Genomic DNA, 22,931 nt, shown 5'->3' with positions numbered 1-22,931 from the left:
ATCAGGATATTTGAACCTCTCGGACAGGTCCATAAGTAGACAACTCCACAAATTTTTAGCTCTCGTAGAACTAATTTTAGATGACAATTAGTTAGTAATTTTTACACCGACCGACCATGGGCGGCGCCATGTATAACATCGGCGAGAGTTAACATGCGAACAGTTCACATGATACCGAATAACGGTCAGGAACCGCTTACTCGCAGAGATATTCTGAAGGCATCGGGCGCTGGTGGCTTGGCACTCATCGCAGCAACGGCTGGGTGTCTCGAATCGGGTGACGATGGTGGCGAAGGCACCGCTGGCGGAGACGGTGGCGGAAACGGCGGAGGTGGAGACGATGGGGACGGTGGCAGTACCGCAGCAAGCAACCGTAGCATCGGGATGGTCGACTCCGTGACCGGGTCGCTCGCACCGTACGGAGAGCGCAACGAACGGGGCCGCAAGCTCGCACTCTCAACCATCAACGAGACAGGCATCGGCGAGGACGGTGCGACACTTGACATCATCTTAGAGGACGATGAGAGTAAGAGTGCGCCGGGTGTAAACGCCGCCCGCAAACTCGTAACGCAGGACGGCGTCCCACTCCTCATCGGGTCTGTTGGCTCTGGCGTCTCCATTGCTATCCACGACTCCGTCGTCTCGGGGACGGACGTGGTTCACATCAGTCAGAACTCAACGAGTCCGAAACTCACGGAGAAGCCAGACCTCCTGCGCATGAGTCCGAGTGGGGCGGCGAAAGGGAAGGCACTCGCCGAACTCGTCGGGCGTGACCACGACACCGTGGCTGTCACTTGGATAAACAACGACTATGGGACAGGCCTCTCCGAAGTGTTCGAAGCCTCCTTCGACGGGACAGTCGCCTACAACTCCCCACACGACCAGGGGCAGGCGTCCTACCGCGGCGTCCTCACCGAGATGGCAGACACCGACGCCACCGCGTGGGTGTTCATCACTTACGCAAACGAGTACACGAACATGGTCAACGAGGCTTACGACCAGGGCTACCACGAGCAAGTTGACTACTACGGGGCAGAGAGTACCATCGCAGACTCCATCCTCGAAAACACGGAACCGGGCAGTCAGGACGGTATGACCGGCATCACCGAGAGTGCGCCATCCGACCAGGAGAGTTACCAGCAGTTCAAGAGCGACTTTGAGGCGGAGTTCGACACTTCACCGACCGTCTGGGCGGCCTACGCCTACGACTCGGTGACCGTTGCCGCCATCGCCATCGAGGCGGCAGACGATTTCTCAGGAGCGTCTATCTCCAAGGTCGTCCGCGACGTCACTCGGCCAGAGGGCACGAAGGTCTACTCGTTCGCCGAGGCGAAGCAGGCACTCGCAGACGGCAACTCCGCTGCGGACATCAACTACGAAGGTGTTAGCGGCCCGGTCGACTTAGACGAGAACGGTGACCCACCTGGCTTCTACCAGATTTACCGGGTCACGGACCACGAGTACGAGTTCGGCGACTTCATCACGGGATAATCCATGCCCGTATTCTTTCAGCGTGGAGGTGTGAGCAATGGCTAACATCGTCCAGATGCTCGCAGACGGCCTCATCTTTAGTTGCATCATCGTCCTCGGGGCGATTGGCCTCTCGCTCATCTACTCCATCGCCGACTTCGCCAACTTCGCTCACGGCGACCTCATGACCGTCGGCGCGTTCGGTGGACTCGTCGGTGCGACTGAGTTCGCAAAACTACTCCCCGGAGACAGCATCGTCTTCTTCGAGTTGCCAATCTCGCTGTACTTTGGCCTTTTGTTCGGGATGGCCGCAGCGGCGGCCGTCACGCTGGTCACCGAACGGCTCATCTACCGGCCGCTCAAGGATGCTGGGTCGATCGAGTTGCTCATCACGAGTATCGGGATTGCCCTCGCCTACCGCGCAATCATCCAATTGAGTTTCGGTGCAGACCAGGAACGATACGAAATCGCCTCGCAGGGACGCATCGACTGGTTCTTCGAGGCGACACAGAGCCTCGGCGGCATCGCGCTCACGCAGCGTGACTTCGTCATCCTCGTGGTCACGATACTGCTTGTGGTGGGACTGCACACGCTTTTACAGTACACGACACTCGGTCGGAAGATGCGTGCGACCGCAGACAACCCGAGTCTCGCCCGGGTGAGCGGCATCCGCACGCGTGAGGTCGTCCTCGCGATGTGGATTATCGGTGGCGCACTCGCCGCCGCAGGCGGCGTGTTCCTCGGCATCGACACGCTCGTCCGCCCACGCATGGGCTTCGACCTGCTTCTGGTCGTGTTCGCCGCGGTCATCCTCGGCGGGATTGGCTCTGTCTACGGCGCGATGCTCGGGGGCCTCGTCATCGGCATGGCCCACGAACTGACCCCAGCGATTCCGTTCGTGCCCGTCGAGTACGCACCAGCCGTCGCGTTCGCGCTGATGATCATCATCCTGCTCGTACGTCCACAGGGCATCATGGGGGAGGCCACATGAGCGACGACACCTCGACTGGCAGTTCCCCGCTCTCACGGTTCGACCAGACCGAGATGGGCGTGGTTGTAGTGGTGGGACTATCGATTCTAGTCTCACTGTTCATCTTCGAACTGAGCTTCATCGTGCCAACATACGCAGTCGCGGGAATGTGGATACTCCTCGCGCTCGGGCTGAACGTCCAGTGGGGCTACGCTGGCCTCATCAATTTCAGCGTCGCCGCGTTCTGGGGCATCGGCATGTACTCCGTCGCGCTCCTCTCGGCTCCAGGGTCGCCACTCGGCTTCGAGTTCAACCCCGGTGTTGCACTCGTCGCCGCTATCGTGGTGAGTGCGCTGACCGCACTCATTATAGGGATTCCAACGCTTCGGCTGCGTGCAGACTACCTTGCAATTGCGAGTATCGGCTTTGCAGAGATTATCCGAGAACTCGTGAGCAACGAGCGCGAACTGACCGCAGGTACGCAGGGGGTAAGTATTCCGGCTCTCCTGCCAGAACTGGCTACGTCTCTCGACGCGGTGTTCGCGCCCGACGCACCGGCGTTCCCGTACCGGGGACTCGTCGACTTCTTGCTGGTTGCGATTACGGTGTTCGTCGTCTACCTGTTCCTCCGGCGGCTTCACATCTCGCCGTGGGGGCGGGTCCTCCGGACGATTCGCTCCGACGAGGATCTAGCGAAGGCACTCGGCAAGAACACCTACTGGCTGAAGATGCAAGCGTTCGTCCTTGGGAGCGTCCTGATGGCCATCGCCGGATTCTTCTACGCCTACCAGTTCCGCTTCGTCCTGCCCGAGACGCTCGAACCCATCAACACGTTCTACGTGTGGGTCGCCGTCATCCTCGGCGGAACTGGGAGCAATCGCGGAGCCATCCTCGGCGGACTCACTCTTGTCGCAGTTCGAGTCTTCCCAAGTTTCTTCATCAACTTCCTCGCGCTCGACGTGAACGTGGGCGCAGTCCGTCTGCTCATCGTGGGCCTGCTCATCATCGGTATCGTCCGGTTCCGTCCGCAGGGTATCCTGCCACCGCGGTCGGAACTCATCTGGCCTGCTGCGCGGGATGGAGGTGAAAAACAATGACCGAGATGATTTACGAAGGCGCGAATCTCGACAAGCAAGACCCCGTCCTCAGAACAAAGGGTCTGAAGAAATCGTTCGGTGGCCTGACGGCGACCAACGACGTGACACTGCAAATCGAACGCGGTTCGATTACGGGGATGATTGGCCCGAACGGTGCTGGAAAGTCCACGCTATTCAACCTAATGTCCGGGTTCTACGACCTAGACGACGGCCGCGTCTGGGTCAACGACCAAGAGGTCACGAATGCAGAGCCACACGAAACGGCTCGTTCGGGGCTCATTCGGACTTTCCAGACGCCACGCAGACTGGAAGGGATGACCGTCCGCGAGGCGATGCTGGTCGGTCCGCGTCCGCAGTCGGGCGAGTCCATCGTCCCGCTGTTCTTGCAACCCGGCAAGGTTCGCGAACAGGAGCGAGCGAACATCGAAGAGGCAGAGCGACTGCTCGAACGCTTCGAAATCGACCACCTCATCGACCAGCCATCGACGGACCTGTCCGGTGGCCAGTTGAAACTCGTCGAGCTCGCTCGCGCCATTATGACGGAACCGGACATCTTGCTCCTCGACGAACCAGTCGCTGGTGTCAACCCGACGCTCGCGAACGATATCAAGCGGTTCATCAAGGAACTGAACGATGAAGGCCAGACCTTCCTCATCATCGAACATGACATGCCGTTCATCATGGATCTCGCAAACCCAATCATCGTCTTAGACCAGGGGCGCGTCCTGATGGAGGGGACGCCGGAGGAAGTCAGACACGACAAACGCGTCATCGACGCGTACCTCGGAGGTGCCGAATGAGCGACCGCGCACTCACCGTCGAATCCGTCGACTCGGGCTACGGTGAAGCCCAGGTTCTCGACGATCTCACACTCCACTTAGAACAGGACGAAATCGTCTGCATCATCGGGCCGAACGGCGCCGGGAAATCGACGGTCCTCAAGACTGTGTTCGGCCTGCTCGAACCGTGGGAGGGTGTGATTCGATTAGACGGTGAGGAGATTACGGGCACCCCTCCCGAGGACCTCGTCCGCGAAGGCGTTGGCTATGTCCCACAGGTAGACAATGTGTTCGGGTCGATGACCATCGACGAGAACCTCCGCATGGGCGGGGTAGCCCGGGACTCGGGGCTCGAAGACGTCATCGCCGACCTCTACGAGCGGTTCCCCATTCTCGACGAGAAGCGGGAGGCGAAAGCCCGCACACTCTCTGGCGGACAGCGTCAGGTGCTCGCGTTTGCTCGGGCACTCGTCATGGAGCCACACGTCCTCCTCATCGACGAGCCGTCCGCCGGCCTCGCGCCGAACATCGTCCAGAACGTGTTCAAGGACGTCCAGAAGGTGAACGACCTCGGCACGGCTATCCTCATGGTCGAACAGAACGCCCGCGAAGGCCTCGCCATCTCTGACCGGGGCTACGTCTTAGACCAGGGGACGGTTGCCTACACTGACGAAGCAGACGCACTACTGGATAATCCAGAAGTGTCGCGCTTGTACCTCGGCGGGTAATTCGGGTACTACCCGCGAATCATTGCCGCAGACCCACCCTTTTCATTCACTAGCGCTCAACGTGAGTATATGAAGAAAGTCTCCATCGACGAGGTCGACATCCTCACTAATCCGATGAACGTCCACAGCGTCCGTCGGCCCGTTTCGAGAGCCCTCGGCACCGAGGACTTCGCCATGAACTACTTCGAACTCGAATCCGGTGAGTCCTTCTCCGGCGGCTTACACACCCACCACGACCAAGAAGAAGTGTTCTACGTCCAAGAGGGAGCCGCGACCTTCGAGACGCTGGTTGACGAGGAGCGAGACACTGTCACCGTCGAAGCCGGGGAAGTCATCCGATTCGCCCCCGGAGAGTTCCAGCAAGGAAGCAACGAGGACGACGAGACGGTCGTCGGCTTCGCCTTCGGCGCACCCGGAAAGGTGCACGACTGGGACGAAATCGAATCGCTTACCTTCTGTCGAGCGTGTGAGGAAGAAACCGCCCACGGCTTGACGTTGACCGACGCCGGTGGCTTCAAATTCGACTGCACCGAGTGCGGGACGACGTTTACGGTAGAGCGGTCTGAGTAACGAAGTTTTCTAATAAATTGAGCCGCAGAAGGGCGCGACGGGATTCGAACCAGAGCCAGACGGTCACTCACTTCGTTCGCGCTGCGACTGGCAGGGTTCAAATCCCGAATGATCCTCAACTGGTTGCTCGCAGTGCTCGCAACACAGTTTACGGGCGTGACGGGATTTGAACCCGCGATCGAGAGGTTAGGAACCTCTCGCCCTATCCACTAGGCCACACGCCCTCAAAATGCACAGACGCAGCGCGTCCGCTGAGAGGTCGAGGGCGGGGGAGAAAAACGGTTACCCTTTTACTTCTCTTTCTCGGCTTCGACGTCGTCTTCCTCGTCGTCTGCGCCGATGTTTGGCTGGGCTTCGTCAGCGGCGGCCTGCGTCTCTGCTTTGTCCGCGTCGGCATCCGTGGTGTCCGCGTTAGCCTCTTCAGCGTCGGTTGGGCCTTCTTTGCCCTTCTTGCGCATCTCTTCGAGTTCGCCTTCGACTTCTTCGCGGCCTTTCTGGAACTCACCCATCGCTTGCCCGGTGGAGCGAGCGAGCTTTGGAATCTTGTTTGCGCCAAACAGGAGGATGGCGATGAACAGAATAACGAGCAGTTCCGGCCCGCCCGGGATTCCCGGGAACAGCGGAGTGATTGTGTCGAGCATCTCTACCCCATCGTTGCCTACTGTTTAATATAGGCTTTTTGCTCATCCGGCAAGACCCTCCCAAAGGTGGGGTAATCGGCAGCCCTCCCGTGATTGACCGTCTGTTGCGTGCCGATTGGCCGAGAGCGCAAACGTCTTTTGACTGTCTCCGTAACGCCCAGACGCAATGGTCAACACTGGCGACGACGCACCAGACTTCAGCGCACCGGTAGCAAACGGCGACATCGAGGAGTTCGACCTCGAAGCCGAACTCGACGATGGCCCACTCGTGCTCGCATTCTTCCCGGGCGCGTTCACGAGCGTCTGTACCAACGAGATGTGCACGTTCCGCGACAACCTCAGCCAGTTCGAGGATGTCGGCGCAGACGTGTTCGGCGTCAGCCGCGACACGCCGTTTACGCTCAACGAGTTCCGCGCCCAGAACGACCTCAACTTCGGCCTCATCTCCGACCTGAACCGCGACATCATCGAGGCGTTCGACGTTGAGATGGACTTCGACGCCCTCGGCGTCTACGGCGTCGCAAAGCGCTCCGTGTTCGTCATCAACGCAGACGGTGAAGTCACCTACTCGTGGGTCACCGACGACCCCGGCGTCGAACCAAACTACGAAGAAGTCGCACAGGCTGCAGCCGAAGCGTAAATCCCACACTCTCCCGAGGTTTTTTTCTCGCTCCGTCGCGTTCAGTAAGCTATGAGTGAACTTCCAGATGGCGAGAGTAACATCCTATCGTACGACCGGGATGCAGTCCACTCGTTCCCCGACGAGAAGCTGCACCGGGTCCTTTCCTTTATCGATAACGACGAGGAGATTCAGGCGTTGCTCAGAGCTCAAAACGTGAACGCAGTCGCGCGAAAGCGATACAACGACCACGGCGCAAAGCACATCGAAATCGTCCGCGACCGCGCGCTCACCCTCTACGACCTGTTAAAGCGCGGTGGCATCTCGTTCAACGGTGCTGGCGACCAAGGCCTCGCTGAAGAAGACGAATCGGTGATTATCGCTTTCGCCGCAACTATCCACGACATCGGGCACATCGTCCACCGCGACGACCACGTCTACTACTCGATTCCACTCGCCTCGGACATTCTCGACCGGATTCTCCCCCAGTTCTACGACAGCATTACCGAGCGGGTGAAAGTGAAGGCAGAGGTTCTGCACGCGATTCTCTGTCACCACACGGTCGAAGACCCGCTGACGGTCGAAGCGGGCGTCATCCGCGTCGCAGACGCCCTCGACATGGAACACGGTCGCTCGCGCATCCCGTACGAGAGTGGTGGACGCGGTATCAACACCGTCTCCAGTCAGGCGATTCGGAAGGTCACGCTCCAAGAAGGCGACGAGACGGCCGTCACCGTCGAAATTGAGATGACCAACGCGGCCGGGGTGTACCAAGTGGACAACCTTCTCAAGGCGAAGCTCCGTGGCTCTGGCTTAGAAGACTACATCCGCATCGTCGCGCTCAACACGCACACCGACGGCGACCAAATCGTCGAACGCATCGAACTCTAAGGCGGCAACCCCAACCCGAGTAGTGCGGGTTAACTGTGCCCAGCCATTTCCTATCAGTAGATGGTTCTCGCGATTGAGACAGACAACTTACGAAAGTCCTACGGCGACGTAGACGCGTTGCAGGGACTCGACCTCGCCGTTGAAGAAGGCGAGTTTTTCGGCCTTCTCGGACCAAATGGCGCGGGGAAAACGACGTTCATCTCCATTCTCACCGGCCTCGTCCGCAAATCCGGCGGCGAAGCCAGCGTGTTCGGCTACGACGTAGAAGCCGACTACCAGCAGGCCCGCGACGCAATCGGCGTCGCCCCTCAGGAGTTTAACGTCGACCGGTTTTTCCCCATCAAGGAAGTCCTGATGCACAAGGCAGGCTACCACGGCATCGGCACGGAAGAAGCCTCCCGACGCGCGGACGCCGCGCTCAAGAAAGTCGGCATCTACGACAAGCGCGACACTCGCTTCGACTGGCTCTCTGGTGGGATGAAGCGCAGACTTCTGCTCGCACGCGCTATCGTCACCGAGCCAGACCTGTTGATTCTCGACGAACCCACCGCGGGCGTGGACGTGCAACTCCGGCGCGACCTCTGGAACATCATCACCGAGATGAACGAGGAGGGCACGACGATTTTGCTCACCACCCACTACATCGAGGAGGCAGAGCGCCTCTGTGACCGCGTCGCCATTATGAACGAGGGCAAGAAAGTGACCGTCGCAAGCCCCGACGACCTCATGGACCAGGGCGTGGACAACATCACCATCACGCTCCGTGACCCGCCGAAAACTGCCCCCGATGTGGCAGTTGAGGGCGTCGAGTCGGTCGAGCTGAAACAGGGACGAGTCGTCGTCCGCGCCCACCGCGCGGGCAGCGTCGCCCCCGACGTCCTCCTCGCGCTCGACGACGCGGGCCACGAGGTCGTGGACTTGGACATCTCGCGCACGTCACTCGAAGAGGTGTTCGTCTCGCTCACAAACGGCCGTGAATCCACCAACGGCGACCGTCCACCGGCGGGCGCAAAACAGGAGGCACCGCGATGAGTCGATTCACTGGGTTTCTGACGCTCGTCCGCCGTGAGATTCTCCGCTATGTCCGTCGCCCACGAAACACGTTCATGCCGCCACTCATCACGAACGTGCTCTACTTCTCGGTGTTCGGCGTCATCCTCGGCGAGCGTATCGGCCCGACCGGCGACTTCTCCTACGTCCTGTTCATCCTGCCGGGCCTCGTCGTGCTTGGCACCATCTCGAATGCGTTCGAGAACGCCTCGTTCTCCATCTTCCACGGCAGGTGGAACGAGTACATCCATGAAACGCTCACCTCACCGATGAGCTACCCGCAGATGGTGTTCGCCTACGTCGCCTCCAGTGCGCTTCGCGGCGTCATTATCGGCATCATCATCTCCGTCGTTGGAGCGTTCTTCACGCCCGTCGGCATCGAGCACCCGCTCTATCTCGTCGCGTTCATGGTCGTCATCCCGTCGCTGTTCGCGAGCCTCGGCGTCGCAGGTGGCCTCTGGGCGCGCGACTTCGACTACCTCACCGTGATGAACCAGTTCATCATCCGCCCGCTCGTGTTCTTCGGCGGCATCTTCTACGCTTTAGACGCCCTCCCGGAGCCGTGGTACACCATTTCGCTCGCAAATCCGATGGTGTACATGGTGAGTGGGGTTCGATACGGCTTCCTTGACTACTACGACGTTGACCCGAACCTTGCGCTCGCGGTGCTCACGGGTGCGACCGTCGCCGTGCTTGCCCTCGATATTGCACTGTTCAAACGCGGGTACGGTCTCGCCGACTGAGGCCAACCCCTATGCTGGTGGTTCGCGTACCAGTTGGTAATGCAAACACGCTGTTATTCCTGCGGCGATGTGTTCGACGCGACGCGCATTCGTTGTGACTGCGGCGAGCCAGTTTGGTTCGACGGAGACGCCACAGACTTCGAGTGGCCGACCGGAACCGTGCACGGCGTCTGGCGCTATGCGTCACTCCTCCCCGTCGCCCCGACCGAGGGGTTGGGATGGGCGGCGGGAAACACGCCACTTCTCAGAACCCCGCGACTCGACGACTATGCAGGCTGTACGCTGTGGGTGAAAGACGAAGCCGAGAATCCGACCGGGACGTTCAAAGACCGCGGGAGTGCCGTTGCCGTGGCGGCGGCCGAAGCACGCGGAGCGACCGCCGTCGGCACCGTTTCCCACGGGAATATGGCGATGAGCACGGCCGCACACGCCGCGGCTGCAGACCGTCCCTGTGTCGTTCTCGTCCCCGACGACATCTCTGCTGCGCGTCTCGCCGCAATCTCTCAGTATGGCCCTGACATCGTCCGCGTCGACGGAGACTACGGACAACTCTACTTTGACAGTCTCGAACTGGGTGCCACGTTCGACATCGAGTTCGTCAACTCGGACGTGCCCCTGCGCGTTGCCGGGCAGAAGACGGTTGCGCTCGAACTCATAGAACAGTTCGACGGCGTACCCGATGCAATCTGTCTCCCCGTGAGCAGCGGCGGGCAGGCAAGCGGCGTCTGGAAGGCCCTCCGGGAACTCAGGGACGCACGACTCATCGACGGCCTGCCGCGCCTCTACTTCGTGCAGGCGGCGAACTGCGACCCAATAGCCGCCGCCTTCCGCGAGGGCTATGAGGTCCGCCCAATCGACCCCGAACCGACCGCAGCCTACTCGATTGCGAATGCGAACCCGCCGAGTGGTAATCGCGTACTCGCCGCCGCAGCCGAGACCGACGGCGCAGTCGTCTCGGTGCCAGAAGACGCCATCCACGAAGCAACGCGGAAACTCGCCACCGAAGCAGGACTGTGCGTCGAACCGTCGTCTGCGGTTGCACTCGCGGGACTCAGACAACTCGCTGCGAGCGGTGACGTGGCCGCCACCGACCGCGTCGCGCTCATCCTCACCGGCACCGGATTCAAGGAACTCGGTGGAGCGTCGACAGACGCGCCGTCCGTCCCGCTTGCGAATCTGGACGAACACCTCGCTGCGATACTCAGTGACGCATGACCACCATCGACCTCACCCACCCGATTGCGGACGGAATGCCCGTGTATCCGGGCGACCCGCCGGTGACGTTTCGCGGCCACGCCATCTACCAAATCGACGGCTATCGCGTCACTGGGCTCTCGTTCGGGAGTCACACCGGAACCCACATCGACGCGCCGAGCCACACCGAAGAACACGGCAACACGCTCGATGACTTTCCCATCTCGACGTTCTCGTTCGAGGCCATGCGCGTCGATTGTCGCCACCTCGGCGCTCGTGACCGCATTCGGCTCGCAGAGGTACCCACAGCGACCGCCGTCGCTGACGTCGACATGCTCGTGTTCCACACGGGCTGGAATACTCACTGGGGGACTGACGCCTATCTCGACCATCCGTATCTCGATGTCGCCCTCGCGGAGTGGTGTGCTGACCACAATCTGCACGTCGGTATCGACGCCTTCAGCCCCGACCCGACGCCAAGCCCGAACGAGGCTGCAGGCGAGCCTACCGACAGCCCGGCCCACCACGCGCTGCTCGGCCACGATTGCCTCATCGTCGAAAATTTGTGCAACCTCGGCCGTGTGCCAGACCGGTTTCACCTCGATGCGTTCCCGCTCCCGCTCGCTGACGCAGACGGGGCACCAGTCCGGGCGGTGGCCCTCTTCGATTGACAGGATTCGACAGACGGCGGCAAGGGAGCACGCCGACCACCGTATTTATATGGGTAAATCATGATGATATAGCCAATGCAGAACACGCTGCTTTCCCCAGACACGGCCGACGTCATCGTCCGAACCTGCCGAACCGCGATGGGCGACAGCCTCCGGTCGGTGACCTACTTCACACGCGACGACTTCGACCAACTCTACCTCCGGGACGATTTAGAACAGGACGCAGACCTCACGGGCTTCATCGGCAACGAGTGGCGGAGTTTCAAGACGACGCGTGAAGCCTACCGCGGCTCTGAACTCGGTGACTACAAGTACACGATTCGCACCTTTGAAAACGGCTTTTTGCTCCGCGTGACGACCGACCGCGAAGGCGTGTTCGCCACGACCGACGGCCTCACGATTCAGGCGTTCGACAACGTCGCAACCGCCATCCGCAAAGTCCTCGGCGAGGCTTAAACGATATAGACCGGCGAGAGGTCTTCTTCTTCGAGATAGTTGCGTAACTTCTTCACCCGCGGGCCAAGCTCTTCTGGCCGGTGTGAGTCGCTGCCGACGGTAAAGCGCACCTCATGTTCGCAGAACACTTCGAGGAAGCGGGGAACCGGGTGGAACTTCCCGTAGTCCGTGAGCACCCGCCCGGCGTTAATCTCGGGCACCGTCCGGGAGCGTTTGAACGCCCGTGCTGCGGCGTGGTAGTGTTCGTCCGTCCCCATCCCACGGAAGGCGGGGTTGCGTTCGAGTAAATCGACGTGCGCCGCGATGTCGAACAGCTCTGATTCTGCGAGGGTGACGAGCTTTTGGAAGTACTCATCGACGAGCGCTTTGCGCGCTGCCTCGGATTTCTTCCCGAAATAGCTCTCGACGTGGACGTTTACGTCTTCCAAGTGGTGGACGCTCCCGATGGTGTAGTCAAACTCAGTTTCGTTGAAAAACGCGCGAATCGCAGCCGCATCGCGCGGGTCATAGTCCATCTCGACTGCGTTGTAAATCTCGACGTCAAAGCGGTCGTTGAGGCTCTCGATTGCACGCAATCGTCGGTCGTACGTCTGGTCTAAGTTGAAGCCAAGCAGGTGCTTTAAATCCTGCATCCGTTCGCGCTCAGAGACGTTACAGTGGTCTGCAAACCCGACCCCCTTCAATCCGGCTTGCTCTGCGACCTGCAACATCTGGAAAAGAAAGCGCCCGTCAGAGTAGTTCGAGTGGACGTGATAATCGTGGAGCATTGCGTACTACAGTGTTTCCAGTCATTCGGGATAACTGTGTGGTGGCCACCATGCTTACAATATCTCAAGTGGGCCTCACAGTATGAGCGACGAGCCTGTCGGTGAGTGGGAGTATCTGACGGTTCGACCGGACCGCGAGCCAACGCGAAAGGAGGCGAGAGACCCCGGAGACATCTTAGACGAACTCGGGGCTGACGGGTGGGAACTTACCGACACCATCGACTACGTCGGCGGTGGCACGAAGTTTCTGGTACTCAAACGTCCGCGCTCTGCGGGGACGGCGGATGAGTGATGGCGACTCTGACATCGGCACCGAAGACACGATGCGCGAGCGCGCAGATGAGAGCGCCCTCAAAATTTGGCTGCTCATGGGCGCAAACCGCTTCGTCGTCATGGGCACGCTCGCCGCAGCCGTGTTCACCTCGTTCATCGTCGTGAGCACGCTCATCGACCCGTCGTTACAAACAGAAGTGAAGCAAACGGACACCATTGAGACGATTTTCTCGACGCTGCTCGGCCTCGTCGTCACCGGCACGACGCTCGTCGTTTCTATCAGCCAACTCGTCCTCTCGCAGGAAAACGGCCCGGTTGGCGACCAACGAGCGCGCATGAGCGACGCGCTCGACTTTCGAACCTACGTGCGCGAACTGCTCGGGACGGTCGCCCCCGCAGATCCCTCCGCGCTCCTCCAGGCGCTCGTAGACGAGAGCGAACGCCGGGCAACCGGCCTCTATCGCGTCATCGAAACCAACGACAACGACGAGCTGCAAGCAGAAATCAACGAGTTCGTCGAAAGCATCCGCGGGAACGCAGAGACGGTGTCACAAAAGCTCGACGACAGCCGCTTTGGCTCGTTCAGCGTGCTGTTTGCCGCCCTCGATTTCAACTACTCGTGGAAAATCTACCAGATCGACCGGCTCACCGACAAGTACGAAGCCGACCTCTCAGACGCAGAACGCGCCGCGTTCTCAGAACTCAGCAACGCTATCGCAATGTTCGGTCCGACGCGCGAACACATCAAGACGCTCTACTTCCAGTGGGCACTCGTTGACCTCTCGCGGTACATCCTCTTCGCCGCCATCCCCGCGCTCATCATCTCCGGGCTGATGCTCACCTTCGTCGGTGCATCGTCATTTCCCGGCAGCACGCTCGGCGTCCCGAACATCACCTGGGTCGTGAGCGCCGCCTTCACGATTGCGGTGATTCCGTTCTTACTGTTTACCTCCTACATCTTCCGCATTGCCACGGTCGCAAAACGGACGCTTGCGATTGGGCCGTTGATTCTCCGAGAATCACAGCGGTAACTCACTGAGAGGGAGAATTTGACAAGATGAGACTGCACACTGCAATGTTGTTCGAATTTCGTCCAGAAATCGACCGCAGGAAGTGCGCCGGCCGGGAATTGAACCCGGATCGTTGGCTTGGAAGGCCAAAGTCATGCCGTTAGACCACCGGCGCGCTCGTTTCACTCGTGCCCCGAGCCTCGCGTCACTTCGTTCCGCGAGACACCGGCGCTCTGTCTGAGCACCGACGAGGCGACCGACTACACGAAAGTCCGCGCAATCGGGTCAGAAGAACCCGAGCACGCGACGATATGATACTCCACACCGTGTCCGACCCGCCCAGGCCAGACGTGGTAATCGTGTGTCGCAAATAGGTGTAAACCGTGCCCCGTTAAGGGTGTTTCTTTTTCTCGGCACGAGTCTTTTGTAGCCCGGCGGTCATTGAGGGGTATGCGCGTACTGGTTCCCATCGACGGGTCTGACTGTAGCTTCGCCGCTCTGGATTACGCAATCGACCTCTACAACATGGGTGGGGTTAGCCTCCACGTCGTTCACATCACCGACTACGAGACCGACGCGAGCGAGGCGCTCCTCGAAAAAGCCACCGAGAAACTCGACGCTGTGGGCATCGACACGGAGCCAGAACTCATCACGAGCCTCGGGCTTGACTCGCCAAAGGCCTCCGTCAAGATTGGCGAGCACATCGTCTCGCTGCTCGAAGACGGCGACTACGACCAGGTCATCATCGGTCGCCACGGCGAGCGCGGACGGCTCGAAGACTTCTTGCTCGGGAGCACCTCAGAGACCATCGTCCAACACACACCCGTCCCGGTGACGGTTATTCCGGCGTGACGACCGCATAGCAGTTCCCGCTCGAAATCTCGTTTTTCACGACGCGCAGGCGACTCGCCGCGAGGTCGACTTCGAACTCCGCTGGCGCGTAGATGTGATAGAAGCGCGGGACGGTTTCCCCGCCGGGAAGCGTCCAATCGACCATCGTGTCGAACCCCTCGTCGCCCTCGTGGTCGAAGCTGTCGTGGGCGGTTGACCACGCGCTTACGAGCGCGCGACTGCCCGGCGTGAGCACGCGAGCCAGTTCGTCGAGGCTTGCCCGCCGCAACTCGCGTTCGGGCAGGTGGTGGAGCGTCGCCACGTAGACGGCGAGGTCGATACTGTCTGCGGTGAACGGGAGTGAAGCGGCGTCACCGGCGACGAACGCAGCTTCGAACTCACGCGCCGTAGCACGCTGCCGGGCTTCGCTGAGGAGGCCTGTGCTCGCGTCGAGGCCAACGGCTCTGTCTGCCTTTCTTGCGAGGAGTTCGGTGTGTCTGCCGTTGCCACAGCCAACGTCGAGTGCCGTCCGTGCGGCGAGCTGGCTGTCGAGGAACGATTCGACCTCTGGCCACGCGTATTCCCGGGTTTTCGAAAAGTGTGCCGCAATGCGGTCGTAGGTGTCCTTGACCGCCTGTCGTGACCGGTCCATACCCGGACAACTTGCTCTGTGGTCTTTGCAGTTCTGTCTCAGACGAGCAGGAACATCCCGTAGGCGATGAGCAACATTATCGTTGCGTGTTTTGCGCCCGCGCGAATCGTCCCTTCGCTCATCTGTCCGCCAACGAGCCCCGAGAAAAAGCCCTGAATAAGTGCCGCGTGGAAGAAAATCGTCGTGTACTGGAGTTTCTCTGCGTCGGTAATTCCCGCAACCTGCCCCGTCAGCCCCGTCGATTCGACGAGTTCGCCCGACGGAATGCTCGGGATGAACACGTTCACCATCACGTAGACGATGATGAGGAAGACGAAAAACGAGATGTAGGTGATGATGAGGTAGACAACCATCTCCTGTTCGCGCTTTTCTCTCAGTTGCTGGAGCGAGCGCGACTCGTCTGCGGCGATTCTGAGCACGGGTGCGATGTCGCCGCTCGCCCGGATTGCGTTCGTGATGAGCGTCACTGCGCGGGCAACGCCCGGGGCGCGAACGCGCTTGTCGAAGCGGTGGAGCGCCGTCTCAACGTCCGAACCAAACCTGATGTCCTTCCAGATACGTTCCATCTCTGCATCGAGCGCCCCAAGGTCGCTGTTCCGGATGTTGTCGATGCCACCCACGACCGACATGCCCGCTTCGTTGAGGCTCGCGAGGCGTTCGAACAACTCTGGAATCGCGGCTTCGATGGTGTCGCGTCGGTGGGCGTGAATCTCCCACACCACCGCGAATGTTGCTGTGACGAACAGGACGCTCTGGACGAGCACGTCGTCGAGCGCCAGAACCGACGCCGTCCCGCGGACGAAGGCGGGCCACGCATGAACCATCACCCAGAGCGCGCCGAGTGGCGCGGTCACGTAGAGCAACACGAACGGTCGAGTGAGCAGCGTCTGAACCGGGCGTTCGAGTACCTGTGCGACGGAGCGAAAGTGTTCGTACAGCGTTAACTGCGCGAGCACGTCTCGCTCTGTATCTGTCGCGTAGCCGCCGTCGGGGAGCGCACGCCCCGCATCCGGTGCGTCGGTGGTGCGAACCCCCGTGACGGCGAGCGGCGAGGACACCGAAGTTCGCTTCTGTGTAAAGCCGCCTGCTGGATTCGTATAGCGGTCGAGAAAGACGATGAACGAGAGCGTCGCCATCGGAACCACGAGATAGACGACGACTTGGAGCGCAACCAACGTCCCGCCGCTCACGAGACCGATGATGAGCAATACCGTGATGAAAAACAGCGGCCCGACGACGAGCAGCGAGACGTAGCCTTCCGCGAACGCCCCGAGCAGTTCGAGGAACGATGCTTGGCGAACCTCCGCTTCTTGCTTGCGGCGGTCGTACTCCTCGCGCAGGAACACAGAGACGCTCTGACCGCTCTGGAGGTTGCTCGAGAGATTTTCGAGGAAGGTCTTCAGTTCTCGACTCGGAGTTCGTCGCGAGACACGTTGAATGGCAGTGAGGATGTCCGCCCCGAGCAAGTCCATGTCCCTGACGGCGACGGCGAACTCTGTTGCCGACTCGCCGTAGACGGCGCTGTTGTCGCGGAGTGCCCGCATGATTTTCGGGAAGGCCATCCCGCCACGCGACAGGGCGTACATGAACGCCACCGTCCGCGCGAGGCTCGCATCAATCCGGCGTTCGCGCCCGTCGGCGTGCGCTTTCGGAACGCCCCAGCGGAGCCGGAAGGTGACGATTGCGGCGACGAGCCCGCTGCTGGTGCTCGTGACGAATAAGAACAGAAACCGGCGCAGTGCGGGAATCTGTGCCCCCGGAAGCCGCCCGAGTGCGGCGAGCGCAGGCAGCTGTCCGACGAGTTGATCGTTCCAAAGCCCGGCCACGATGAGCAGCGAGGTGGCGACGTAGACGCCAACAATCGCCGCACCAACCGCCGCGATGGCACTGTAGAGGAGCGATTTCGCCGCGTACACTCGGTACGGGACGTCGATGTGTGCGCGCTGGAGCGTCCGCCGCCGTGTCAGACGCGCCGGCGCTCGCTCGACGGCGTTTCCGAACGAAGCGAGCGCGAGACGCGTAAACATCCGATTGACGCGGGTGCTGTACGGGGTGGCAGCGAGGAGCACCGCGATAATGGCGACGAAGACCAGCGGAAGCACGGAAAGAGGGACTGGAGCCATTATTCTGCAGAGGGTCTCTGTGCGCGGTGTGCGTCAACCTGCGCCATCACAGCGACCTTATCGGCGTAGTATTCGTTCACCATTGCCGTGAACTGACGGTAGTCGTTCACCCCTTCTTCCCGCAGATATTCGAGGAATCGACGACGGTCGCGCACCTCATTTAGCAGTCGGCTCTGCGACCAGCCACGCTCGTCGCGGATTTCGTCTAACACGGTGCTCGTCCCTTCTGAGACGGTGTCCGTGCTCGCGTCCCAGGTGTAGGCTGTCGCGTAGTCGAGTTCGCCGGTTCGCTGGTTGATGCCCTCTATTTCCGCGATTGTCCGGTTGCGGCGTGAGCGTTCGCCCTCGACGCGAACGAGCGACTGAATACAGAGGATATCGAGCGACTGCACCATCTGGCGCGGGACGTTGATGGGTTCGTTTTCGAGGCGGTTGATGGCCGTCTGGACGCTGTCTGCGTGCATCGTCGAGTAGGTGGTGTGGCCCGTGTTCATCGCCTGAAACAGCGTCATCGCTTCCTCGCCGCGCACCTCACCGACGATGATGTACTCGGGGCGGTGGCGCAGCGCAGAGCGCAGCAGGTCGTACATCGTGATGTCCGCGGCTTCGTCGAGGCGCTCGCGGGTGACCGAAGAAAGCCAGTTGTCGTGATACAGCGTGAGTTCGTGGGTGTCTTCGATGGTCAACACCTTCGCCCGCGGCGGGATGAACATCGACACGGCGTTCATCGATGTGGTCTTCCCGGACGCCGTCCCACCCGCGAAGATGAGCGATTTCCCGCTCTCAATGCCGAGCCAGAGATACGCCATCTGGCGGAGGGTGAACGTCTCGTAGTTGATGAGGTCGATTGGCGTGAGCGGGTCGGTCGCGTAGCGACGAATCGTGAACGCAGAGCCACGCGGCGTCACTTCCTCGCCCATGACGAGTTCTGCACGGCTGCCGTCAGGGAGCGTCGTCCCGACGACGGGTGCGCCAATCGAGATGTGCTTGCCCGAGCGCTGGGCGAGTTGGATGACGAAGTTGTCGAGTTCCGCTTGACTGAAGGTGATGGTCGTCTCGATGTTGTCCTGCTGGTCGTGGTAGATAAACAGCGGGATGTCGTAGCCGTCACACGAGATGTCCTCTACGTGCGGGTCGTGCATGAGCGGGTCGAGCTTGCCGTAGCCGAGAAACGACCGGTTGAGATAGTAAAACAGGCGGTAGAACGTCGCCATCTCGACGGTCACGCCGTACTCCTCTAGGCGCTTTCTGAGTTCGTCTTTCAACACGGCTTCCGGTTCGGTGTCCGTCGAATCTCGGTAGAGCAAGGGGTCACGAATGTCGTCTACGAGGGTTTCGAGCAGTCGTGCTTCGACCGGCGAGAGGTCTGGCTCGACGACGTGATACCGGTGATCGTTTTTCTCGGGGCTGTAGAGAATGGCGACGAAGGCGAAGGGGGCGTTCACCCAGTAGCGGTCGAGTTCCTCCCAGCCGGGAAGGCCGCTGAACGTCACGAGCGGCCCGTCTGCGGTTGGGTCGTAGTTGGTGAGGCTCAGCGTAGAGCCGGTCAACATCTTCGATGCGCGCGAAAGCCACTGTTGAAACTGCGAGAGCACGCTCGCGTCTTCGTCGTGGTGCGCCTGTGTGTCAGTTTCAGATGATAACTCGTTTGCCATGGAATCCCCGCCGTTGCCCCTCGTGGGCGTCCGGTTACTGTCATGACTGACAGGCGGAACCTACATAAATCCGACCCTAACTCAGGCGCGTTCGACCCGGAGAAGCGTGACGCCGAATACGAGCAAGAACAGTGCGCCAAGCGGGATGGCGACGCCAACAAAGGACTGATAGAGCAACACGGTCGCGGCGGTGAGCAAGAGGCCGGTGAGGGACAACAGGCCGCCGAGCACCCGCACGGGGTCTGCGCGCGCATTCGCAACGCGGTCTTCTGCGAGATACAGGGCGATGCTGAACGCGAGTGCGAGGACGAACACGACCGCACCGACCAACCAAATCTGCTGGGCGAGGATGGTCTGGGCGTTTTCGTAGAACGTCTGGAGTTCGAGGACGGTGAACAGGATTTGCTCCTGGTCGCCAAACGAGACGCCGAGGACGTACTGAATGTGGAAGAACAAAAACCGGATGACGACGACGGTTCCGAAATCGAGAGACGCGACAGAAAACGACCACGGCATCAGCGCCGAGAGCCACGTCGCCAAGACGGCGAGTTCGTTTGCATACTCACTATTGACCCATGCCATAACTCACATCGCCACTGTCAGTGAGTAAAAAGTACCGCAAGACGCGCGTCTGACACAACGGTACGTTCATACCCATGCGCCACATTGACACACGCAATGAGGCGCGATTATTTCGGGGTGTCTTTCACAAACCTCGACGACGAGACCTCAGAGCCCCAGCAACCAACGCTTTCGATCTCTTACACCGGCCCTCGAGAGAAGTTCAGCGGCTGGCTCAACCAAGCCGATGGAACACCGCTCGCCGCAGCCGACGTTGACGTTTCGTTCCGACTGAAACGTCCCATCGAGGCAGACGGCAGCAAAGGCGTCCTCGCGGTGACCAATCGAACCAACGGCGAGTTCATCTTAGAAGTGAATCTCGAAACGCGCGATGTCCTCCGGTTTATCCGTGTCGCACGGCGCTATGGGAACCTCGCAGACGACGAAAAACACTACACACTCCATCTGGACGGCCCAACTGGCGCCGTAGCGTTCGAGAAGGCGACCTTCCTCGTCTACAGCCACACGGGTGAGTTGCTCCACCAGCACAGCCTCATCCCGAGCGGCGTCGAACTCTGACGGATCGAACTACGTGGAAATAAATAGCCGCCAGCAAAATCCGAGGTATGGAACTGTTCGGAACAGCGGGTATCCGCGGAAGTGCCCGCGACCGAGTAACGCCGTCGCTGGCGCTCGCCGTTGGGAGAGCCGCCGGTGACGAACACGACGAGTTCGTCGTCGGGTGTGACGGGCGCGAGACTGGCCCTGCGCTCGCCGCCGCCCTCGAAGCCGGACTCGAAAGCGCCGGTGTGAGCGTCTATCGCGCCGGACAACTGCCGACCCCAGCGCTTGCGTTTGCTGCACAGGGTCGCCACGGCGTGATGATTACGGCGAGCCACAACCCACCGCAGGACAACGGGCTCAAGCTCTTTTGTGATGGCGTCGAATACGACCGCGACGCAGAGCGCCGCATCGAACAGCGCGTCGCAGACGGGCAATCACCCATCGACTGGGACGAGTGGGGGGCCGCGAGCACAAGCGAACCGCTCTCCGCCTACCGCAAGGCCGTCTGTGAGTACGCCACGACGATGGGCGCGCCGCTCGACGGTCTCAAAGTCGTCGTCGACTGTGGCAACGGAATGGCCGCGCTCGCCACGCCACAGGTGCTCCGCGAACTTGGCGCACACGTCGTCACGTTGAACGGCAACGTAGACGGCCACTTCCCTGGCCGCGAGAGCAAGCCAACGCCCGAGACGCTCGCAGACCTGCGGGCGTTCCTCGCAGACGGCGATTTCGCCTTCGGCATCGGCCACGACGGCGACGCAGACCGCTCGGTGTTCGTCGATGGAAACGGCGATGTGGTTCACGAAGACACCATCGTCGCCATCTTCGCAGAACACTACGTGCGCACGAGCACGGCCGAAGACCCCGTCGTCGTGACGACGCCGAATGCGTCTGCGCGAATCGACGAGCGCGTCCGTGAAGCCGGTGGGCGCGTCGAACGCGTCCGGCTTGGCGCGCTCCACGAAGGCATCGAAACCGCGCTCGAAACCGGCACAGAGGGGACGAGCGTCGTGTTCGCCGCAGAGCCGTGGAAACACATCCACACGCAGTTCGGCGGCTGGATTGACGGGCCCGCGAGCGCCGCGGTGTTCGCCCGACTCGTCGCTGCCCACGGTCTCAACGCGCTCAGAGAGCCGGTCACCGAGCGGCCGTATCGCAAAGTCAGCACCGAGTGCCCCGACGACCGGAAGGAAGCCGCGATGGCCGAACTCGAAACGGCGCTGCCCGCCGCGTTCCCCGACGCCGCTGTGTCAACTGAGTACGGCGTTCGCCTCGAACGCGAAGACGGGTCGTGGGTGCTCGTTCGCCCAAGCGGAACCGAGCCGTATGTCAGAGTGTATGCAGAAAGTGAGGACGTCGATACCCTTGTTTCCACAGTCATCGAAATTGTAAAAACAGCCGTTGTGGAGCGCTAAACTAGCACATACTGTAAACTAAAACGAACGATTTATACAGTTCTTCGTTTCTTTTGTGAGACATGCCTGTCGACCGCAGACGATTCCTCAAAGCAGCGAGTGCCCTCGGTGTCGCTGGCCTCGCCGGTTGTACCACCAACACAAACTCAACCTCTGACAGCGAATCCACCGACGGCGGCGACGGTGGCGACGGCGGCGAAGACCCAGTCAACGTGGGTATGGTCTACGCCACCGGCGGTCTCGGTGACAAGTCCTTCAACGACATGGCCCACCAGGGCGTCAAACAAGCCGCAGAAGAGTACAACGTCGAGTACGAGAACGCAGAGCCAGAGGAAGCCTCACAGGTTGGCGACCTCCAGAAGCGGTTCGCGCAGTCCGACAGCCCAAACTACGACCTCGTGACGGGCGTCGGCTTCGTCCAGAAAGACGGCATGGTCGCAAACGCACAGGAGTTCCCAGACCAGAGTTTCGTCCTTATCGACGAAACCGCGCAGACCGAAGACGGTGAGATGCTCGGCAACGTCGCAAACTACCGCTTCAAAGAGCACCAAGGCTCGTTCCAGATTGGCTACCTCACGGCACTGCTCACGACCCAAGAGTTCAGTGCAGGCGAGAGTTCCACGAAGCCAGACGAGAAGTCCGTTGGCTTCGTCGGTGGCTTCGAGATTCCGCTCATCGAAAAGTTCCTCGCTGGCTTCAAAGCAGGTGTCGCCCACCACGACGACAGCATCGAAGTCCAGTCCGCCTACGCAGGCGCGTTCAACGACCCCGCAAAGGGCAAGGAAATCGCACTCACGATGTACGAAAACGGCGCGGACATCGTCTATCACGCCGCAGGTGGCACCGGCCTCGGTGTCTTCCAGGCCGCCCGCCAGAAAGGGCGCTTCGCCATGGGTGTCGACGCAGACCAGTCGAAATCCAACGCCGAATACAAGAACGTCATCCTCGCGAGTATGGTCAAGCACGTCGACCTCGCCGTGTACGAGTCGGTCGAAGCCGTCGTCAACGGCAACTTCGAAGGTGGCGTCGAAAACCGTCTCGGTCTCGACGAAGGCGGTGTCGAGGCAGTGTACGGCCAAGAACTCGGCAGCGCCATCCCCGAGGACGTAAAGAGCAAACTCGAAAAGAGCAAACAGCAGATCGTAGACGGCGAGATTACGGTTCCGTCCGAACTGTAATCGGAAACCGTTCAATACTTGCC

General features: G+C 60.6%; 25 protein-coding genes and 2 tRNA genes. 19 read left to right on the top strand and 8 right to left on the bottom strand.

From position 1 onward, the window contains the following. Window positions 1-168 precede the first annotated feature (168 nt). The 6 genes from V5N13_RS02265 to V5N13_RS02240 all read left to right on the top strand — a co-directional run bounded on the left by V5N13_RS02265 (window position 169) and on the right by V5N13_RS02240 (window position 5,614). Window positions 169-1,491 (top strand): ABC transporter substrate-binding protein, encoded by a 1,323-nt coding sequence (locus tag V5N13_RS02265; protein WP_336359453.1) that lies wholly within the window; start codon window positions 169-171, stop codon window positions 1,489-1,491. Window positions 1,492-1,528: 37 nt separating this feature from the next. Further along, window positions 1,529-2,461, top strand: a complete 933-nt coding sequence (locus tag V5N13_RS02260; protein WP_336359452.1) for a branched-chain amino acid ABC transporter permease — start codon at window positions 1,529-1,531, stop codon at window positions 2,459-2,461. A 53-nt stretch (window positions 2,462-2,514) separates the two neighbouring features. Next, window positions 2,515-3,537: a branched-chain amino acid ABC transporter permease gene (locus V5N13_RS02255; protein WP_442905088.1), complete on the top strand. Its 1,023-nt coding sequence runs from the start codon at window positions 2,515-2,517 to the stop codon at window positions 3,535-3,537. After that, a complete protein-coding gene (locus V5N13_RS02250; protein WP_336359450.1) occupies window positions 3,534-4,337 on the top strand; it encodes an ABC transporter ATP-binding protein in 804 nt (267 codons plus the stop codon). Before V5N13_RS02255 ends, V5N13_RS02250 begins: the two co-directional genes overlap by 4 nt. Further along, window positions 4,334-5,044 (top strand): ABC transporter ATP-binding protein, encoded by a 711-nt coding sequence (locus V5N13_RS02245; protein ID WP_336359449.1) that lies wholly within the window; start codon window positions 4,334-4,336, stop codon window positions 5,042-5,044. The genes V5N13_RS02250 and V5N13_RS02245 overlap by 4 nt, the downstream gene beginning before the upstream one ends. Window positions 5,045-5,113: 69 nt before the next feature. Beyond that, entirely contained in the window at window positions 5,114-5,614 is a 501-nt protein-coding gene (locus V5N13_RS02240) for a cupin domain-containing protein (protein ID WP_336359448.1), read from the top strand. Between the two features lie 151 nt (window positions 5,615-5,765). Here the strand turns inward: V5N13_RS02240 and V5N13_RS02235 are convergent. Together V5N13_RS02235 and V5N13_RS02230 are read right to left on the bottom strand one after the other, a co-directional pair. Beyond that, a tRNA-Arg gene (locus tag V5N13_RS02235) sits at window positions 5,766-5,838 on the bottom strand. 66 nt (window positions 5,839-5,904) lie between these two features. After that, window positions 5,905-6,255, bottom strand: coding sequence for a twin-arginine translocase TatA/TatE family subunit (locus V5N13_RS02230; protein ID WP_336359447.1), 351 nt, complete (start codon window positions 6,253-6,255; stop codon window positions 5,905-5,907). 166 nt (window positions 6,256-6,421) lie between these two features. Here V5N13_RS02230 and V5N13_RS02225 point away from each other — a divergent pair, with 166 nt between their 5' ends. The 7 genes from V5N13_RS02225 to V5N13_RS02195 all read left to right on the top strand — a co-directional run bounded on the left by V5N13_RS02225 (window position 6,422) and on the right by V5N13_RS02195 (window position 11,879). Continuing rightward, entirely contained in the window at window positions 6,422-6,895 is a 474-nt protein-coding gene (locus V5N13_RS02225) for a redoxin domain-containing protein (protein WP_336359446.1), read from the top strand. A 51-nt stretch (window positions 6,896-6,946) separates the two neighbouring features. Beyond that, a complete protein-coding gene (locus V5N13_RS02220) occupies window positions 6,947-7,765 on the top strand; it encodes an HD domain-containing protein (protein ID WP_336359445.1) in 819 nt (272 codons plus the stop codon). 60 nt (window positions 7,766-7,825) lie between these two features. Continuing rightward, window positions 7,826-8,797: an ABC transporter ATP-binding protein gene (locus V5N13_RS02215; RefSeq protein WP_336359444.1), complete on the top strand. Its 972-nt coding sequence runs from the start codon at window positions 7,826-7,828 to the stop codon at window positions 8,795-8,797. Beyond that, complete coding sequence (locus V5N13_RS02210; RefSeq protein ID WP_336359443.1) at window positions 8,794-9,558, top strand: ABC transporter permease; 765 nt, start codon at window positions 8,794-8,796, stop codon at window positions 9,556-9,558. The genes V5N13_RS02215 and V5N13_RS02210 overlap by 4 nt, the downstream gene beginning before the upstream one ends. Before the next feature lie 39 nt (window positions 9,559-9,597). After that, complete coding sequence (gene thrC, locus V5N13_RS02205; RefSeq protein WP_336359442.1) at window positions 9,598-10,773, top strand: threonine synthase; 1,176 nt, start codon at window positions 9,598-9,600, stop codon at window positions 10,771-10,773. Beyond that, window positions 10,770-11,423, top strand: a complete 654-nt coding sequence (locus V5N13_RS02200) for a cyclase family protein (protein WP_336359441.1) — start codon at window positions 10,770-10,772, stop codon at window positions 11,421-11,423. Before thrC ends, V5N13_RS02200 begins: the two co-directional genes overlap by 4 nt. Window positions 11,424-11,498: 75 nt before the next feature. Beyond that, on the top strand, window positions 11,499-11,879 hold the full coding sequence (locus V5N13_RS02195; protein WP_332899205.1) for a DUF7522 family protein: 381 nt from the start codon (window positions 11,499-11,501) through the stop codon (window positions 11,877-11,879). Here V5N13_RS02195 and V5N13_RS02190 read toward each other — a convergent pair. Beyond that, the gene (locus V5N13_RS02190) at window positions 11,876-12,646 is read right to left on the bottom strand and encodes a PHP domain-containing protein (RefSeq protein WP_332899204.1); all 771 of its coding nucleotides are present in this window, start codon (window positions 12,644-12,646) and stop codon (window positions 11,876-11,878) included. The genes V5N13_RS02195 and V5N13_RS02190 overlap by 4 nt on opposite strands. An 82-nt stretch (window positions 12,647-12,728) precedes the next feature. On the opposite strand from V5N13_RS02190, the gene V5N13_RS02185 reads away from it, so the two are divergent. Next, complete coding sequence (locus V5N13_RS02185; RefSeq protein ID WP_332899203.1) at window positions 12,729-12,938, top strand: hypothetical protein; 210 nt, start codon at window positions 12,729-12,731, stop codon at window positions 12,936-12,938. Beyond that, entirely contained in the window at window positions 12,931-13,950 is a 1,020-nt protein-coding gene (locus tag V5N13_RS02180) for a hypothetical protein (RefSeq protein WP_336359440.1), read from the top strand. Before V5N13_RS02185 ends, V5N13_RS02180 begins: the two co-directional genes overlap by 8 nt. Window positions 13,951-14,033: 83 nt before the next feature. Here the strand turns inward: V5N13_RS02180 and V5N13_RS02175 are convergent. Next, a tRNA-Gly gene (locus V5N13_RS02175) sits at window positions 14,034-14,104 on the bottom strand. A gap of 275 nt (window positions 14,105-14,379) precedes the next feature. Between V5N13_RS02175 and V5N13_RS02170 the strand changes: the two genes are divergently transcribed. Beyond that, window positions 14,380-14,781 carry a universal stress protein gene (locus tag V5N13_RS02170; protein ID WP_336359439.1) on the top strand — a complete coding sequence of 134 codons (402 nt, stop codon included), beginning with the start codon at window positions 14,380-14,382 and terminating at the stop codon, window positions 14,779-14,781. Here the strand turns inward: V5N13_RS02170 and V5N13_RS02165 are convergent. From V5N13_RS02165 to V5N13_RS02150, 4 genes are all read right to left on the bottom strand, one after another. Then, complete coding sequence (locus tag V5N13_RS02165) at window positions 14,768-15,412, bottom strand: class I SAM-dependent methyltransferase (RefSeq protein ID WP_336359438.1); 645 nt, start codon at window positions 15,410-15,412, stop codon at window positions 14,768-14,770. The two genes, V5N13_RS02170 and V5N13_RS02165, sit on opposite strands and share 14 nt — an antisense overlap. A gap of 38 nt (window positions 15,413-15,450) precedes the next feature. After that, on the bottom strand, window positions 15,451-17,535 hold the full coding sequence (locus V5N13_RS02160) for a type II secretion system F family protein (protein WP_336359437.1): 2,085 nt from the start codon (window positions 17,533-17,535) through the stop codon (window positions 15,451-15,453). Further along, window positions 17,535-19,190 (bottom strand): type II/IV secretion system ATPase subunit, encoded by a 1,656-nt coding sequence (locus V5N13_RS02155; RefSeq protein ID WP_336359436.1) that lies wholly within the window; start codon window positions 19,188-19,190, stop codon window positions 17,535-17,537. Before V5N13_RS02155 ends, V5N13_RS02160 begins: the two co-directional genes overlap by 1 nt. A gap of 81 nt (window positions 19,191-19,271) precedes the next feature. Then, window positions 19,272-19,772: a DUF7549 family protein gene (locus tag V5N13_RS02150; protein WP_336359435.1), complete on the bottom strand. Its 501-nt coding sequence runs from the start codon at window positions 19,770-19,772 to the stop codon at window positions 19,272-19,274. Between the two features lie 96 nt (window positions 19,773-19,868). Between V5N13_RS02150 and V5N13_RS02145 the strand changes: the two genes are divergently transcribed. From V5N13_RS02145 to V5N13_RS02135, 3 genes are all read left to right on the top strand, one after another. Beyond that, complete coding sequence (locus V5N13_RS02145) at window positions 19,869-20,330, top strand: DUF5793 family protein (protein WP_336359434.1); 462 nt, start codon at window positions 19,869-19,871, stop codon at window positions 20,328-20,330. Between the two features lie 47 nt (window positions 20,331-20,377). Next, on the top strand, window positions 20,378-21,730 hold the full coding sequence (locus tag V5N13_RS02140; RefSeq protein WP_336359433.1) for a phosphomannomutase: 1,353 nt from the start codon (window positions 20,378-20,380) through the stop codon (window positions 21,728-21,730). A 62-nt stretch (window positions 21,731-21,792) separates the two neighbouring features. Beyond that, window positions 21,793-22,908, top strand: a complete 1,116-nt coding sequence (locus V5N13_RS02135) for a BMP family lipoprotein (protein ID WP_336359432.1) — start codon at window positions 21,793-21,795, stop codon at window positions 22,906-22,908. Window positions 22,909-22,931 lie beyond the last annotated feature (23 nt).

Source organism: Haladaptatus sp. ZSTT2 (genome assembly GCF_037081775.1).
Classification (GTDB): domain Archaea; phylum Halobacteriota; class Halobacteria; order Halobacteriales; family Halococcaceae; genus QDMS2.
This window is presented reverse-complemented; position numbering and strand designations above follow the sequence as displayed.